General features: G+C 44.6%; 18 protein-coding genes. 5 read left to right on the top strand and 13 right to left on the bottom strand.

Annotated elements, in window-relative coordinates:
- Nucleotides 1–38: 38 nt before the first annotated feature.
- On the bottom strand, nucleotides 39–815 hold the full coding sequence (bioH, locus tag GMES_RS21745; RefSeq protein ID WP_006994994.1) for a pimeloyl-ACP methyl ester esterase BioH: 777 nt from the start codon (nucleotides 813–815) through the stop codon (nucleotides 39–41).
- Between the two features lie 117 nt (nucleotides 816–932).
- Between bioH and GMES_RS21740 the strand changes: the two genes are divergently transcribed.
- Complete coding sequence (locus GMES_RS21740; RefSeq protein WP_039988023.1) at nucleotides 933–1598, top strand: ComF family protein; 666 nt, start codon at nucleotides 933–935, stop codon at nucleotides 1596–1598.
- Here GMES_RS21740 and GMES_RS21735 read toward each other — a convergent pair.
- Nucleotides 1582–4140, bottom strand: coding sequence for a M14 metallopeptidase family protein (locus GMES_RS21735; RefSeq protein ID WP_006994992.1), 2559 nt, complete (start codon nucleotides 4138–4140; stop codon nucleotides 1582–1584). The two genes, GMES_RS21740 and GMES_RS21735, sit on opposite strands and share 17 nt — an antisense overlap.
- A gap of 159 nt (nucleotides 4141–4299) precedes the next feature.
- Here GMES_RS21735 and nfuA point away from each other — a divergent pair, with 159 nt between their 5' ends.
- Nucleotides 4300–4878, top strand: coding sequence for a Fe-S biogenesis protein NfuA (nfuA, locus tag GMES_RS21730; protein ID WP_006994991.1), 579 nt, complete (start codon nucleotides 4300–4302; stop codon nucleotides 4876–4878).
- Nucleotides 4879–4890: 12 nt separating this feature from the next.
- On the top strand, nucleotides 4891–5169 hold the full coding sequence (locus GMES_RS22565) for a hypothetical protein (RefSeq protein ID WP_153811100.1): 279 nt from the start codon (nucleotides 4891–4893) through the stop codon (nucleotides 5167–5169).
- Here the strand turns inward: GMES_RS22565 and GMES_RS21725 are convergent.
- Entirely contained in the window at nucleotides 5114–6457 is a 1344-nt protein-coding gene (locus GMES_RS21725; RefSeq protein WP_006994990.1) for an MATE family efflux transporter, read from the bottom strand. The two genes, GMES_RS22565 and GMES_RS21725, sit on opposite strands and share 56 nt — an antisense overlap.
- A 114-nt stretch (nucleotides 6458–6571) precedes the next feature.
- Here GMES_RS21725 and GMES_RS21720 point away from each other — a divergent pair, with 114 nt between their 5' ends.
- Nucleotides 6572–7621 carry a polysaccharide deacetylase family protein gene (locus GMES_RS21720; protein ID WP_006994989.1) on the top strand — a complete coding sequence of 350 codons (1050 nt, stop codon included), beginning with the start codon at nucleotides 6572–6574 and terminating at the stop codon, nucleotides 7619–7621.
- Here GMES_RS21720 and GMES_RS21715 read toward each other — a convergent pair.
- From GMES_RS21715 to GMES_RS21690, 6 genes are read right to left on the bottom strand one after another with little or no spacing between them, the layout of a single operon-like run.
- On the bottom strand, nucleotides 7618–8235 hold the full coding sequence (locus tag GMES_RS21715; protein WP_006994988.1) for a GNAT family N-acetyltransferase: 618 nt from the start codon (nucleotides 8233–8235) through the stop codon (nucleotides 7618–7620). The genes GMES_RS21720 and GMES_RS21715 overlap by 4 nt on opposite strands.
- A gap of 2 nt (nucleotides 8236–8237) precedes the next feature.
- On the bottom strand, nucleotides 8238–8876 hold the full coding sequence (locus GMES_RS21710; protein ID WP_006994987.1) for an SCO family protein: 639 nt from the start codon (nucleotides 8874–8876) through the stop codon (nucleotides 8238–8240).
- Entirely contained in the window at nucleotides 8873–9790 is a 918-nt protein-coding gene (gene cyoE, locus GMES_RS21705; RefSeq protein WP_006994986.1) for a heme o synthase, read from the bottom strand. Before cyoE ends, GMES_RS21710 begins: the two co-directional genes overlap by 4 nt.
- Nucleotides 9791–9799: 9 nt before the next feature.
- Complete coding sequence (locus GMES_RS21700) at nucleotides 9800–10777, bottom strand: COX15/CtaA family protein (RefSeq protein WP_039988021.1); 978 nt, start codon at nucleotides 10775–10777, stop codon at nucleotides 9800–9802.
- Between the two features lie 10 nt (nucleotides 10778–10787).
- Nucleotides 10788–11348: a redox-active disulfide-containing membrane protein gene (locus GMES_RS21695; protein WP_006994984.1), complete on the bottom strand. Its 561-nt coding sequence runs from the start codon at nucleotides 11346–11348 to the stop codon at nucleotides 10788–10790.
- Nucleotides 11332–12045, bottom strand: a complete 714-nt coding sequence (locus GMES_RS21690; RefSeq protein ID WP_006994983.1) for an SURF1 family protein — start codon at nucleotides 12043–12045, stop codon at nucleotides 11332–11334. Before GMES_RS21690 ends, GMES_RS21695 begins: the two co-directional genes overlap by 17 nt.
- 69 nt (nucleotides 12046–12114) lie before the next feature.
- On the opposite strand from GMES_RS21690, the gene GMES_RS21685 reads away from it, so the two are divergent.
- Complete coding sequence (locus GMES_RS21685) at nucleotides 12115–12324, top strand: DUF2909 domain-containing protein (protein WP_033184977.1); 210 nt, start codon at nucleotides 12115–12117, stop codon at nucleotides 12322–12324.
- Between the two features lie 62 nt (nucleotides 12325–12386).
- Here the strand turns inward: GMES_RS21685 and GMES_RS21680 are convergent, their stop codons facing one another.
- The 4 genes from GMES_RS21680 to ctaD are packed head-to-tail and all read right to left on the bottom strand — an operon-like array spanning nucleotide 12387 to nucleotide 15714.
- Complete coding sequence (locus tag GMES_RS21680) at nucleotides 12387–13268, bottom strand: cytochrome c oxidase subunit 3 (RefSeq protein WP_006994981.1); 882 nt, start codon at nucleotides 13266–13268, stop codon at nucleotides 12387–12389.
- Nucleotides 13269–13279: 11 nt separating this feature from the next.
- Nucleotides 13280–13873, bottom strand: a complete 594-nt coding sequence (locus GMES_RS21675) for a cytochrome c oxidase assembly protein (protein ID WP_006994980.1) — start codon at nucleotides 13871–13873, stop codon at nucleotides 13280–13282.
- Nucleotides 13870–14097, bottom strand: a complete 228-nt coding sequence (locus GMES_RS21670) for a hypothetical protein (RefSeq protein WP_006994979.1) — start codon at nucleotides 14095–14097, stop codon at nucleotides 13870–13872. The genes GMES_RS21675 and GMES_RS21670 overlap by 4 nt, the downstream gene beginning before the upstream one ends.
- Before the next feature lie 18 nt (nucleotides 14098–14115).
- Nucleotides 14116–15714, bottom strand: coding sequence for a cytochrome c oxidase subunit I (gene ctaD, locus GMES_RS21665; RefSeq protein ID WP_006994978.1), 1599 nt, complete (start codon nucleotides 15712–15714; stop codon nucleotides 14116–14118).
- Nucleotides 15715–15724 lie beyond the last annotated feature (10 nt).

Raw genomic sequence — 15724 nt, 5'->3', positions numbered from 1 at the left:
AATTATTAACCAAAAAACGACATTTTAACAGCGACTTTTTACCTGAGTGTGTTTTCCATCAAATCAACTATGAAATCCTCTGTGTGCGATATAAATGGCGCATGTGAAGCATGGGGGAAAACCGTAACGCTGTGGTTGTTGGGTAAGCTTTGCTGTACAAACCCTTGAAGCTTTGCTGGCACTAAGCTATCAAGGCGCCCTAACATCCAATGTATCGGCATTTTCAAAGCCGCTATTTGGTCCCTTAAATCAACATGCTCTAAGATATCTAACCCCGCTGTCAGTGCGGCAATATCGGCCTGAGGCGACGCTTCTATGCTGCTTTTTATTTTTCTAATATCCATTTTCGCTGAATCGCTGCCCATGGCTTGTATTGCCAAAAAGCGCTCTATGGTTTTGCTCAAGTTTTTCACCAGTTGCTGCGAAAACGCCTGCAGAATATTCGGATCAATCCCCGCCCAATCATTACCTTTTAGAAATTTGGGTGATGTGGCTATCAGTACCAACTGTTTAACATTCGTAGGCTCAAGTAATGCAACATGTTGAGCAACCAAGCCACCTAATGACCAGCCTGCAAGCACACTGTTCTGGGGGAGCACATTCGCCACACACTCAGCTAGGTTTTTTAAATCGTAAGGCTTAGGCATTATTTGATTGTTCTCACCAAAGCCTGGCAAATCAACATAAGTAACGCTGAAATGTTGCTCCAGCTGCGTGGCTATTGGTTGCCAAACACCGCTATTAACTCCCCATCCATGAAGTAAAACGAGATTAGGTCCACTGCCTGCAGTACGTGTTTTCAAAGTCGTGTGCATATAAATCTACTACCCTTAGAAACTGGCATGTCAGTGTAGAGATGAAAAAAGTGAAATCAAGTGGATGGCATAGAAGTGTTCGCCCTTAATCGGCTAGGACTTACAAAAGTGACAAGCATGCAAGCGGTCAAAATAGCACAACAGTGCTTGCTGTGCAGGCAAGACAGCGACGCGCTTATTTGTGATCACTGTACGGATGACTTAGCCTTGTTTGAGTGTAAAAAATACGACTACAATCTATTGAATTGGCCCAAAGCGAAGCGCGGTTTGAAGCACCTGACGGCAAATAACGTGTTAGCGCTAGCTGATTATCAGTGGCCTTTGTCGCGATTACTCACAGGTTTAAAGTTTTCTAATAAAATCCTGCACGCCAACGCTTTGGCCAAACTTTTTGTTGCCCATGCGCTGAGAAGCCGCTGTACACTACCTCAAGCGCTGATACCAGTTCCGCTGCACCCGAGGCGGTATCAAGAACGCAAATACAATCAAAGCATCGAGTTAGGGAAACTCATTTCAGCCTTAACTGGTATCCCGTTAGTTACTGATGTGATCACTCGACATAAAGCCACGCAAACGCAAACGTCTCTTTCGAGTGCTCAGCGAAAAGCTAATATGAAAAATGCCTTTACGCTTCGTCGCCCCCTAATCTATCAACACATCGCCATATTGGATGACGTGATCACCACTGGCGCTACCGTTGAGGCCATGCACCAATTGTTAAAAAAACATCATCCAAGCTTACAAGTGGATGTATGGTGTATGTGCCTTACCCTGGAGCATTGATTAAACTGGACAGGAATATTGCGTTGCTCAACAAACGCCTTGTGCCACGCCAATAGCCTCGAAAGTTTGGGTTATCGATAAACGCAATCACTTTACCTTTTCCAACACTGTGAGCCACGATAGAAGCGCTATTATTAATAAGCTCTTGCAACTCATCAGCAGCGTAACCAGATACGAGGGATTTTGAAGTATAACGCCCCACTGTGATAAACGGCGTTTTAGGCGCACGCATCACGACTGTGCTGTTTTTGAATGAAGGTAAATGCGAGCGAGGAAAGCCAAAGGTAAGTGGATGACTGGTATCTAATTGCGTATCGAATACCGCCCCTGCAATACGCTGCTTAGCCGCTAGTTGGTCTTTGTCTGCGTAAGTTAAGTCATTTTTTGAAAACGCGCGTTTGATTTCATCTTCACTTAAAAATGATGCCTTAAGCCAGTCTTTGTCAGCAAACCATTTTGCCGCTGTTCGCTGGCCTATCATTACCCCACCCGCAGACAACCATTTTTCCAGCAACCTAACTGTTTTCTCGGGTACTTCAGAATAATCTCCGCTAACCCAAATGATGTGACTATAGCGAGAGAGATCAAGACGAGAAAAGCGAGGTAAATCAGTGATAGTGACAGGCATACCCACGGCGGTATCCAAATAATGCCATACTTCACCCACTTCATATTGTGACGTGCCATTACCACCAACTAACAACACTTGAGGGGACTTAACGGCGAACATTTCACGACTACCAATATCAATGCCTTGCGCCGTTAGGCCTGACAAGATAGGCCAAATTTTAATACTCGTTTCATTTGCAGCGCTATTAAGCAATGCCAATAGATTGTCAGGCTGTTTCAGCGCTAATGGGATCAACACCGAACCTGCGCTGAAACTAATATTGCCTTGATCGGTTGCGGCAGCAAAATCAGACCCTGCAATTTTAACTTGTACCCCCCCGCGGAGCAGCTGACTTAGTAACTTAGGTGCTTTTGAGTCGGCCCAAGAAAACCCATACGCGTATGGGTTCTCAGTATTTACTGGGAGAGTGTTTTTCGACTGATTATTGGGCTCATTGGCAACAGGCACTTTGCGCCACAACTTTCGCTCAACTGGGGAGTATTGAATATTAAATGCAAGTGGCAAGTTCCAGCTTGATACATCGTAAAAACTATTATCATTAAAGCTTTTACGCTCAGAAAAAAGCGATTTCACTAGGCGATATTGAGGCTGGTTTAGCGGCACAAAAATACTGCTCAATGGCTGATAAGTGAGATCATCTACGCGTATTTCTTTATCCAGGTAATTAAACCTGATTTGATGTTGCTGTAATATCGACTTGAGGTCAGAAAAACGGGTCGCATCTTGTGATTCACTAAGAAGGTAACCCACCGTTTTATCGTCTTTTATCAGCTCGTTAGTTTGTTCGGTAAATTCTGTTGGGTAAGCCAACAACTCAGCTTTACTGGCCAGTGCGCCCTTGAAGGTTGAAAGAGATGTTGTGACTTGATTTTGAATGGTGTCAGTGAAATTAAGTTCACCATTGAGAGACTCCTGTTTATGCCCGCGACTACTGGCCTGCTCGAACAGAATGCCTATGCTGCCTTGTGCGTCTGGATACGTTGAGCCTTTGCCATAATAGAAATCGTCGTAGCCTTCTTGCGTGAAATACAGCTGTTTTGTTTCATCCAGCGCAGCTGCATGAAATTTGGCTAATTCGGCTGTCAGTTCGGTGTTGCGTTTAGGCGTCCAAGGGTTATTGCGCGACGCGATCCCCGGTTGAAAAAAATAACTACTATTGGTACCCATCTCATGAAAGTCAGTAAGTACGTGGGGGCGCCAGCGCTGGAATTGCGCAATACGCGCCTGTGATTCAGGGTGTGTCAGCAATAACCAGTCGCGGTTTAAATCAAACATATAGTGGTTTGTTCGTCCACTAGGCCAAGGTTGTTGATGCTCTCTGTGATTTGGATCTGCCACCAACTGCTGGCCACGATTGCCATTCGCCCACTGGGCAAATCTAGCTAGACCATCAGGGTTAATGCTTGGCTCCATGAGTACTATGTTATTTTCAAGCAACTGCTGAACAGCTTCACCTTGCGCAGCGGCTAAATAATAAGCCACCAGCAATGCAGCATTAGCACCGGATGATTCATCGCCGTGTACGCTGTAGCCCATCCATAAAATAAGTGGGTCGTCTGAGTCACTTTTTTGCCCGAAAGAAGTAAGGTGATTGTTACGAATAGATTCAATATTTTGTTGGTTTTTAGCTGCCGTAAAGGTCAGTAACAGCAGAGGTCTATTTTCATGGGTTCGGCCGGTTTCAAGCAATGTCACTCGGTCGGATTTATTAGCCAAAATGCGCATGTACTCTACTAGTTGGTCATGGCGCACATGCCATTCCCCCACAGGAGCCCCAAGGACTTGAGAAGGACGAGGGATAGCATCGTTAAACTGCGTATTGGCGGGTAAATATTCGATATCTGTGATCGCTTGCGCCGAGACAGACAAAAAAACAGAACACATAAAACCCCAAAACCAGCCGCACTTCATACGCTTACACCTTTTGTTACATCAAAATCAGCTTAAAAGTTATCCTGAAATGTTCGCATGTTTTAGCTGAAATTGACATAAGCAAAGATTATTACTTGAGTGTTTTAGTCAAGTAATTTTGATACAATACCGATATGTTTCAAATACAGGACCTTTTTTATGATTTCTATTTCAGATACAGCCCAAGCGCATTTTTGTAAATTGCTTGAAAAACAAGAGCCTGACACTAATATTCGGGTTTTTGTCGTTAACCCTGGTACGCCTAGCGCAGAATGTGGTGTTTCTTATTGCCCACCAGACGCCGTGGAGTCAACCGACACCACCCTAGAATTTAATGGGTTTGATGCTGTTGTTGATGCAGAAAGTGCTCCTTTTTTAAGTGAAGCAGAAATTGACTTTGTGACTGACCAAATGGGCTCTCAATTAACCTTGAAAGCACCGAATGCCAAAGCGCGTAAAGTTGATGACGATGCCCCACTAGAAGAGCGTATTAATTATATGATCGAAGCGGAGATCAACCCGCAACTTGCCAGCCACGGCGGCAAGGTTATGCTGATGGAGATCACCGATAAAGGTGAAGCCATACTTCAGTTTGGCGGCGGTTGTAACGGTTGTTCAATGGTTGATGTGACACTTAAAGATGGTATTGAAAAGCAAATGTTAGCCCAATTTTCTGGCGAGTTAACAGCAGTGAAAGATGCTACCGAACATGAAGCCGGTGAGCACTCTTACTACTAATTAGTTGCTAACATGCTTAAAAAGCAGCTGAGTAAATTAGTCGCTGATCCACATAAAAGCTGGGGTCGTTTTAAATACGGCCTCGGCTTTTTTGTTGCTGGAGTAATACTGATACTCATTGGCAGTCAAAATTGGGTGTGGCTGCAAATTCCAGGGCTTATAGGGCTTGGCATTGGCTGTGTGTTTGCCCTGTATGGCTATATAGGTATTTTGGCTTACCGCATGCAGAATGCGTTTAGCTTATCAAACGCCCACCGCGATAAAGATAAGCAAAGTAACCGCCAAGACTAAGGCCCCGCCCGAGCATTAATAACAAAAGTGCGACCCACAAAGCATAGTTTTGATATTCTTGTAGTAGCCACCAGCTAGGAAAAAAGAAAAACGCGGCACTAAGCAACATACTGTTTTGCATTGCCTTTGCTCGAGTTAGCCCCACAAACACACCATCCAGTAGGAAACACCAATGACTCACGATGGGCAACAACCAGATGATCAATAGGTACTGCGCAGTGAAGTCTTTAAGCTCAGGCAAATCAGTCAGTATTGCGATGATCTGTTGACCAAATACGAGAAAGCTTAAGCTGTAACCACTGGCCACTACGGATGACCAAAATAAACCGCGCATCACCACCCGATTAATTTCACTGGCGTCTTTTTTCCCTTTAGCTTCACCTGTTAACGCCTCAACAGCGTAAGCGATGCCGTCTAACCCTAGCGCTATTAGTGCAAAAAATTGCATGATAATCGCATTACTCGCGGCCGTTAACGGCCCAAATCTGGCACCCTGAAAAATAACGAACGCCAAGCACAATTGCAGTGCTAAATTACGCACAAAACTATAACCGTTTAGGCTCATCAACTGCGCCAATGAAGACCATCTCCATAAGCCCCAATGAGGCTTTTGTAAGCCCATTCCTCTTACCGCCACCCACACGCCAAGTATCAAAATACTGTATTCAGCAGCCACACTTGCCGTCGCGACGCCCTTAACGCCTGCATCAAACACGAATACCAGTAAGATACTTAACCCGGCATTAAGTAAATTGGCAAATATCTGAATATAAAGAACTTGCTTAGTTTTTTGTTGGCCTATCAGCCAGCCAATGATGGCCAGATTGACCAAAGCGGCTGGAGCCCCGGTGATGCGCACACTGAAATATTGTTGTATAACATTAAGAAGTTGCGCTTCCGGTTGGGCAAAATGAATTCCTAACGTCAGTAGAGGTGTTTGCGCGGCCCATATTGCCAGACCGATAACCAAAGCTACGCTGCAGCTTTGCCAGAACACTCGACTCTTGTTTTCATTGTTTTGCTCGCCTTTGGCCTGGGCGCTTAAACCAGTACTCGACATACGAATAAAGCCACACAACCAATAGGTTTGCGTTAAAATCAGAGAGGCTATTGCTGCACCAGCAAGATAATGACTACTGCCCATATGGCCTAATACAGCAGTATCAACCATACCAATAAGTGGCGTGGTTATATTGCTTAAAATCATCGGTAGCGCTAACAGAATCAGCTGTTTATGGGAGGCTAAATGCCAAAAACGGTGTTGCTCATGAGCTGAAGATATAGCCAAGAAAAATCTCACTTAATAGATAAAAATAAATAACGGAAAGCAGTTGCTCATCGGTTATGCCCTAAGCATTCAATGTTACACTAGCGCCAATCAAAGCCTCACAAAGGGATCGTTATGGATCGTATCATTTTTTATGTCATGGTTTGTCTTGGTTTTTGCATCTCAATCAACAATGCCCAAGCCAGTGACAACGCGGTTATTCTTCTGTATCACCACGTGAGCGAAGATACACCTTCTTCTACCAGTGTCTCACCTGACACATTTAACGAGCATATGACTTATTTGGCTGAAAACTTTAATGTTTTACCGCTAAAAGACATAGTCACAGCGTTACAAAATAAGCAGTCTCTACCGGAAAACGCTATCGCGGTGACCTTTGATGATGGCTTTAACAACATTTATCAAAACGGTCACCCGATACTCGCTAAGCTCAACTTACCTTATACAGTTTTCATCAATCCTGACTTGGTTGGTAAAGTAAATTATCACTTGAGCTGGGAGGCCATGCGCGCAATGACTAAGCAAGGTGCCAGCTTTGCCAACCATAATTTGCGTCATGAGCATTTACTTAATCGCTTAACCAATGAAAGTGATGAAGCGTGGCTAGCGCGCCGTCTCAGCGATATTCAGCAAGCCGAAAAATTACTAGAAGATAATTTAAACGTACAAGATAAATTCTTAGCCTATCCTTACGGTGAATACTCGCCTGAGCTACAAACACAGCTTACTCAATTAGGTTACGTGAGCTTTGCTCAGCACTCTGGTGCTATTGCAAGCTTTAGTGATTTTTCAGCGCTTCCGCGCTTCCCGGCAGCCGGTATTTACGCGAATTTGGCACGTCTAAAAGTGAAAATGGCCAGTCTTGCAATGCCAGTACAAGATCCCTCGCCAAGTACACCACTCGTTAGTGGCGAACCTTTTACCTTCGAATTCAGCGTGCAAAGCGATGATATAAACAACGCACAAATAACCTGCTTTTTTCAGGGTGACGCACAGAAAATCACCGTGAATCAAGCATTGGTCAGAGTGGATTTTAAACAGAAACTGCCTGCCGGCCGCTCCAGAATAAACTGCACAGCGCCGAGCAAACGCGCGCCCTCACGTTATTATTGGTACTCAAAACCTTGGTTTATTGCCTCAGATAAGGGGGAGTGGTTAGATTAGAGCGTTTTTCTCATATGCAGGTAGGTGCCCAATTTCATTGGGCTGTTATCCAAAGTAGAGCGCTCAATGTCAAAGCCAAATTTTTGGTAACAACGTATAGCTGCCGCATTGTCTTGCTTAACGTCTAAGGTAAGAAATTGTTTGTCTAACTCATTAGCCTTTTCTACAAAATGAGTTAGGAGTTCACTGCATATTCCTTTTCGCTGAAACGCCTTTGCAACACCGATATGCCCAATACACAATTCACCGTCTGCAGGGCGAGCAAATACTTGCTGTAAAGACTGGCATCTATTCAGCACTTCAAGCACATCAGTACCTTGGTAATACTGTGTCATGCTGTCAAGAGTAGCTTGCACATACATTGCCCCCATTTCACGTTGCCATGCACAGCCTATCCCGGCAAGTTGCCCTTGCAACTCTATGACCCAATGATTACCAAAGCCAAATTGGCCATGTTGATGTAAAAAAGCTTGATTCATATAACTGCGCGCAAAATATTGATGCTGCAGGGTTTGTTGGTTAAATAGAAGGGGAATAGCTTCAGGCGCAGAAGAGATAATCAAGGCTACCGCTTCTTGCGCGTCTTGAGCTGTTGCCTGACGTACCCGAGGCACAGTTATTTGGCTGTCGCTAAGATAGTCATGTCATGCAAAATGCGTTTACTGTCGCTCACTGCAACTTTGCCTGGGGCGAACTCTGGTTTAAAGCGACCCACAACATGACCTTGCGGGTTTACCACCACCACAGATGAGCTGTGATCCACCAAGTAGTTTTCGTCGTCTGTGCTTTGTGAAGTGGCATACATCATTCCCATCGCGCGAACGAAAGGAAACAAATCAGCATGTTCGCCGGTTGCAGCGATAAATTCAGGCTCAAAAAAATCGATATATTCCGCTAGCCTTTCTGTTGTATCTCGCGCTGGGTCCACCGAAATAAACGCCACCTTGACCGGGTAAGGCCCTTCAATACGTTGCAACTCAGGATAAATGCTGCTCAGGTCAGCCAGTGTTGTGGGACAAATGTCAGGGCAAAAAGTGTAGCCAACGAAAACGAGCGTCCATTGATTTTGCAAGTTTTTATTGGTTAGTGGTTGGCCTCTACTGTCAGTCAAAGAAAAATCAGGCAAGGCTCTCGCTTGTGGATAAAGCTTAATGTACTGCGTTTCATCACTCTTTGGGGGCGCTATAGTCACTGCAATCACAATACCGACAATCAATGCCACTAAGGCGATTAACGCTAAATTTAATCTGCTCAAAAAGTAAATCTCATATAATGGTCAACCAGTAATACCACAAACAATACCATCAAATGAATAATCGAAAACTTAAACGTTTTCATAGCGGTGTGTTCGTCACTGGCGAATTTTAATTTCCATGCATAATACAAGAAGCCAGCATTTAATGCGCTAGAGCCTAGTAAATATATCGCGCCTGTCATGCCAATCAGATAGGGTAAAACGCCAATGAGTGCTAATAGTACCGTGTACAGCAAAATGGATGTTTTAGTAAATTCGATCCCGTGTGTGCATGGCAGCATAGGGATTTTCGCGCGAGCGTAGTCTTTTTCACGGTGAATGGCCAACGCCCAGAAATGTGGTGGGGTCCAAATAAATATGATGAGCACTAAGAGTAATGCATGCGCATGAATATCGTTCGTTACCGCCGTCCACCCGAGTAAAGGTGGCGCTGCACCAGCTAACCCGCCAATAACAATATTCTGAGGCGTAGCGCGTTTTAAATACATGGTATAAATAAAGGCGTACCCCACGAGACTGGCTAACGTTAGCAAAGCGGTTAAGCGATTAACCCATAATTCTAAGATAAGGTAGCCCACCACCGTTAGCACGCCCGCAAATACAAGCGCTCGCTGAGGTGAAACTTTGCCTTTAGGCAATGGACGATTCGAGGTCCGTGCCATTTTCGCATCAATTTTACGATCAACTACGTGGTTAATAACCGCTGCTGCAGAAGATAAAAAACCAATGCCGGTCAAACCTGCCAGCAGTATCTTCCAACTGATCCAAGTTTCACTCGCCAAACACATGCCAACCAAAGCGGTCAGTAGTAGCAACATTACCACTTTAGGTTTTGTCATCTCGTAATAATCACGCCAGTGAAGGCCTGATTTATTCACTATGTTATGAGGTGCAACACCAACAGATTTACTCATTGGTCTCTCCTATGTTTTTCGATAGAGGGTGTAATTAAGTAACACCAAAATTTGTAGTAGTGCGGCGGCAACTGCATTGTGCATGACGGCCACACCGACCGGTAGACTGAATACCACATTGCTGACGCCCAAAATAACCTGAATGCCTAAAACCAATACCATGATAGTGGCAATTTTTTTAAGCAAACCAGAGCTTGCTACACCGTAAATGCGAACCGCCAACCAACACAGATAAATGAACGTAATGAAAGCACCGGCCCTGTGCACTATATGCATGGTCATACGCTGGGCATAATTGTGCGCCCCGTACTCGTAGTTATCTGCTTCAGGCAAGCTAAAGGCTCCTATGAAATCTAGGCGCTCGTACCAGTTGCTCTCGCAAATCGGCATTTCTGTACAGGCTAGCGCCGCATAATTTGCTGATGTCCAACCGCCTAATGCTATTTGGCCTGTAAGGATGGCAATCCCTATCAATCCAAACTTTCCTAGCCGTCGCGTTTGCTGATCACCACCTGGTATGCGATATGGTAGTAGGCGTAAGTAAAGCAAAAACAACGACGACAGCACAGCAAAGCCGCCTAAAAGGTGACCCATAACGACAATAGGTAAAAGGTTAAGGGTGACGGTCCACATACCTAACATGCCTTGGAATATAACCAGGCACAGCAGGAAAAACGGTAACTTAATAGGTCGATGATAAGCACGCTTTACTATGCTAACCACAAAGATGATCAAGATGAGTAAGCCTAGCGCACTCGCGAAGTAGCGATGGATCATCTCGTTCCATGCTTTTTGGGGCTCTAAAGGTCGTTCTGGAAACGCCAGTTCTGCAGCATTTATCTGCTCTTGCGCCACTGGCACTTTGTAATGCCCGTAGCAACCTGGCCAATCTGGACATCCTAGCCCTGCATCGGTCAACCGTGTGTATGCACCTAGCACAATCACAGTTATGGCAAGAATAAGGCCTGCCAACACCAATTTCCTCATGAACGACCCTCTAACCAATACGTGATAATTTCAGCAGCTTGCGTAGGTCAGATAAAATGTCACGACTATGCAAAATGGCTTGCTGTTGCTCAACTTGAAGTGGATAACGCAAGATCACGTTATTCAAGGTATCAGCAATGAAAATAGCATTTACCGGCTCACCTTTAAACACATTATTAACACTTTCCACGTTAGTTTTTAACAACTTAACAGCACTATGTTCATTCAAACGCCTAGCGACACTGGGGTCACTAGCAGGTGTGCTAATGACAGTTGCACGCACTCTGTCATGCTCTTTTCCAAGCGCTGTCCATACTTGTTCAACACTGTACAAGGCATTTTCACACTCAATACTGCACTGTGAAGGTAAGACGTATACCAGCTGCCACTTAGGCTCCGCGGCTTTGTCTTGAATAGCGCTCATGTCTAATGTGGGAGATAGCAATTCCCCTTTGTTAGTCGCTGCCTTATTGAACCAATTATTATCTAGAGCCAATTTGGCTAACACCACAGGCAAAATAAAAACCACAGCTAGCGTGATAATCAAACGTTTGTTACTCGTGTTGTTCATGGGATCCCTTCTTATGTGCAGCGCGAAAACGTGCGCGAAGTGCGAAAAAGTAAACTAAAAAAGCGGCGATGCCTAAACCCATCCACTGCACAGCATAGGCATAATGCTTCTCTGGGGGCATAACCACTGGTTGCCAGTTGCGGATGAAACCATCACTGCTGTCCGTTAGCGTTATCACAAAAGGTGGCAGCTCTAACTTTATAACTTGCTCTATAAAGTGGATATCGACTTGCTGTATGACCTTAGGCCATATTGCTTCTTGCGTTGCTGTTTCGGTGATCATTGGATTGTCAGTTGGCTCAACTACTCTCCCTAGTGCGCCCGATAACGTATTCGGCAAAATGACTTGCGGTAGATCATTGCGCATTGAGTTACCTGCAACCCAACCAAAATTAATCAGCACGTTTTGAGTCTGACCCTGTGCTACACCATAGACATCAAACCCGGGGCGTCCTTGATGGATACGATTATCAACTAAAAAAATCTTTTGAGGATCAATTGCGCCAGTAAAACTTACTGGTAAATCCTGAATATCCTTATCGAGAGTGAGCACCCTCTCGAGCGACAATGACGCGTTACTCGATACAGAAGCAATACTTTGTATTCTCTGGGCTTTATCTAACCCTCTGTGCAATTGCCAATTAGCCAGTGCAAACATGATGACAACTGCGCACAAAGTCACTAGTGTAGAAATCATAGGCAATCGCTTAATAAGCCTAAGCATGCTTAATCAACAATAAAAATAACAGCGAGAGGAAATAACAAAGTGCTAATCAAGATAATCATCGGAATACTACTTATCGTTATGATTTATAACTTATTTAAAGCTATGACTGTGATGCTTAAAAATGAACCAAAACAAGCGAATATGAGCAAATATATTGGAAGACGCGTATTAACCTCGGTGGCAATTGTAGTGGTCATACTTATCGCCGTGGCCACTGGTCTTATTGAGCCTAACCCGCGTCCTTATTAATATTTTACCTTACAAGACGTATCCACAAGCCCCTTTTTAAGCCTGTGAATACGTCACCTTAATTACAATATATACACGAAGAAAAATAGCATTACCCAAACTACATCGACAAAGTGCCAATACCAACTACCCGCTTGAAAAGCGAAGTGATTTTCAGGGGTAAAATGCCCTTTGAAGATCCTGAGCAGCATGATAAACAGTATAATTGCACCCAACGTCACATGCAGTCCGTGAAAGCCGGTTAATAAGAAGAAGGTATTGCCATACACACCCGATTGTAGGGTTAGCCCCATTTCTTGATAAGCATGAATATACTCCTCAACCTGCAACGACATAAAAATCGCCCCAAGCAGCACTGTGATACCAAGCATAAGTTTCAAGCGGCCACGTTTATTCTCTTCAAGTGCCACATGCGCAAAATGACAAGTAACGGACGAAATCAATAATATGACGGTGTTAATCAGAGGTAGGCCATACCAGCCCATGGCTTCTGTTTCTGTGCCGCCGGGGGTCTGCACCAGCGGCCACATTGCTTGAAATGCAGGCCATAACACTTCATTTGTTGCAGCATTATTGCCAGAGCCACCCAGCCAAGGTATTGAAATCATTCGAGCGTAAAAAAGCGCACCGAAAAATGCTGCAAAAAACATGACTTCAGAAAAGATAAACCAAGCCATCCCTTGTCGATATGAGCGCCCTAATTGATCGCTATACAAGCCACTCATCGACTCATGAATTTGATTTCTAAACCAACCAAACAACATAAATATCAGAGTTGCAAAACCGGCTGTAAGAATATACCCACCGTAACCAGACGTGCCTTTGGTTTGTTCAATTACAAAGTTGCCTGCACCAACGGCAATTAAAAATAATGCAACGGCTCCCACTATCGGCCAAGGACTGCTATCTGGAACATAATACTTTTCATAATCTGGCTGAGCCATTATTCGTTCTCCTATTCACTACTATTCATTACAATATCACCTGCTGTCGCCGTGACGTCATACAGGGTGTATTGCAATGCAAAATAGGTAATGTCTTCAGGTAACTGTGGGTCCACATAAAACCGCATGGGCATAACCGCTGATTCACCTGCTTGCAAAACCTGTTGCTCAAAACAGAAGCATTCTGTTTTGTTTAGAAATAACGCCGCCGTACCAGGTGAAACCGAAGGTACAGCTTGACCGACAACAGGATGAGCAGTCGGATTTTTAACAGTAAAATTAATTTCATTCATCTGCCCAGGATGAACCCGGACTTGACGTTTTTCTGCTTCAAACTGCCACGCCATGCCGGTATTGGTTCGTGTGATGAAATCGATGGTTATTGTGCGGGACTCATCGATTTCCATAACCTCATAAACCGCCGCGGAGTTAGCTGTTTTACCATTCAGCCCGGTTAAGTCACAAAACACATCATAAAGGGGCACTAGTGCAAAACCGAAGCCAAACATCCCCAACACGATAGCGAGTAATTTAATGACCATCTTGCCATGACCGCTCGGCTTTTCAGAACCTGTGGTATTAGGCTCTTGCCTGTTGTCTGTCATAGTGAGTGCCAGAACATCCCTGAGTAAGACTGAGCCAGACCCTGCTGAGCGTACTGCGCATTGGTATATTCACCTTGTAATGCGAAATGCTCGGTATCATTTAGAGGAAAATACGCATCGCTTTGCAAGCTATTGCAAAAGCCAAATGCAAGTAAGCCGAAAGTAAGTGCAACAGAACGCTTCAAAAGTCGCGTCTTGGAAAATCTCTTTTTGACTGGCAACATAATATGCTCCTGTACCGCCTATTTAATAACAGGCGGCGTTTCGAACGTATGATATGGAGCAGGTGAAGGTATTTCCCATTCTAGGCCTTCAGCCCCTTCCCAAACTTGGTCACTTACCGGGTCGCCTTGTTTGCGGCATGCCTTGATAAGTAACGCCAAGAAAATAAATTGAGATAAACCAAACGCAAATCCACCTAAGCTTATCCATTTATTAAAGTCAGCGAACTGCAATGCATAATCAGGAATACGTCTTGGCATACCCGCTAGACCAACAAAATGCATTGGGAAAAACAATACGTTTACAGAAATTAATGAACACCAGAAATGCCATTTAGCTAACGTAATATCAAACATTTTTCCTGTCCATTTGGGTAGCCAGTAATACACCGCCGCCATAATTGAGAAGATGGCCCCCGTCACTAATACGTAATGAAAATGCGCAACAACAAAGTAAGTATCATGGTATTGGAAATCCACAGGCGTTATCGCCAGCATCAAGCCAGATAAACCACCTATTGTGAACAGCACGATAAACGCAAGTGCAAATAACATAGGTACTTCAAAACTCATGGAGCCTCGCCACATGGTTGCTACCCAATTAAATACCTTCACACCGGTGGGCACAGATATCAACATGGTGGCTAGCATGAAAAACATCTCAGCAAAGACCGGCATACCAGTCGTAAACATATGGTGAGCCCATACAATAAACGACAGCAATGCAATAGATGCCGTGGCGTACACCATAGAGGCATAGCCGAATAACCGTTTGCGCGCAAAGGTCGGCACTATTTGCGAGATAATGCCAAAGGCCGGCAAAATCATGATGTAAACCTCAGGGTGCCCAAAGAACCAGAAAATATGCTGGAACATCACGGGGTCGCCGCCACCTGCGGCATCAAAGAAGCTAGTACCAAAAAACTTATCTGTTAGCACCATAGTCACTGCGCCGGCTAAAACTGGCATAACCGCAATTAGCAAAAATGCTGTTATTAACCACGTCCACACAAAGAGCGGCATTTTCATCCATGTCATCCCCGGGGCTCGCATATTAAAGATCGTCACTATGACGTTAATCGCCCCCATAATGGATGAAATACCCATAATATGTACCGAGAAAACAAACAGAGCCGTACTGTCTCCACTGTAAGTGGTCGATAGAGGGGCGTAAAACGTCCAACCAAATGCAGGACCGCCACCTTCCATAAATAATGAAGACAGTAAAATCAAGAATGCAAACGGTAAGATCCAGAAGCTCCAGTTGTTCATACGAGGCAGAGCCATGTCTGGCGCACCAATCATCATAGGCACCAACCAGTTAGCTAGCCCAGTAAAGGCAGGCATGACAGCACCAAAGACCATAATCAAACCATGGACTGTCGTCATTTGATTGAAAAAATTAGGCTCAACTATCTGTAGTCCGGGCTGAAATAATTCCGCCCGAATGACCATCGCCATCGCACCGCCGGTTAAGAACATGATAAATGCGAACCAAAGGTACAGCGTGCCTATGTCTTTGTGGTTTGTCGTGTACAGCCAGCGCTTAATACCGGAAGGAGGCGCATGATGTTCGTGAAGATCGTTTTCGTGATGGATCGTGTCGGTTACTGTGCTCATGATCGTCTCC

Origin of the sequence: Paraglaciecola mesophila KMM 241, from assembly GCF_000315015.1 — a bacterium.
In the GTDB taxonomy this organism is placed as follows: domain Bacteria; phylum Pseudomonadota; class Gammaproteobacteria; order Enterobacterales; family Alteromonadaceae; genus Paraglaciecola; species Paraglaciecola mesophila.
The sequence above is the reverse complement of the archived record's forward strand: the minus strand, read 5'-3'. Positions and strand labels throughout refer to the sequence as shown.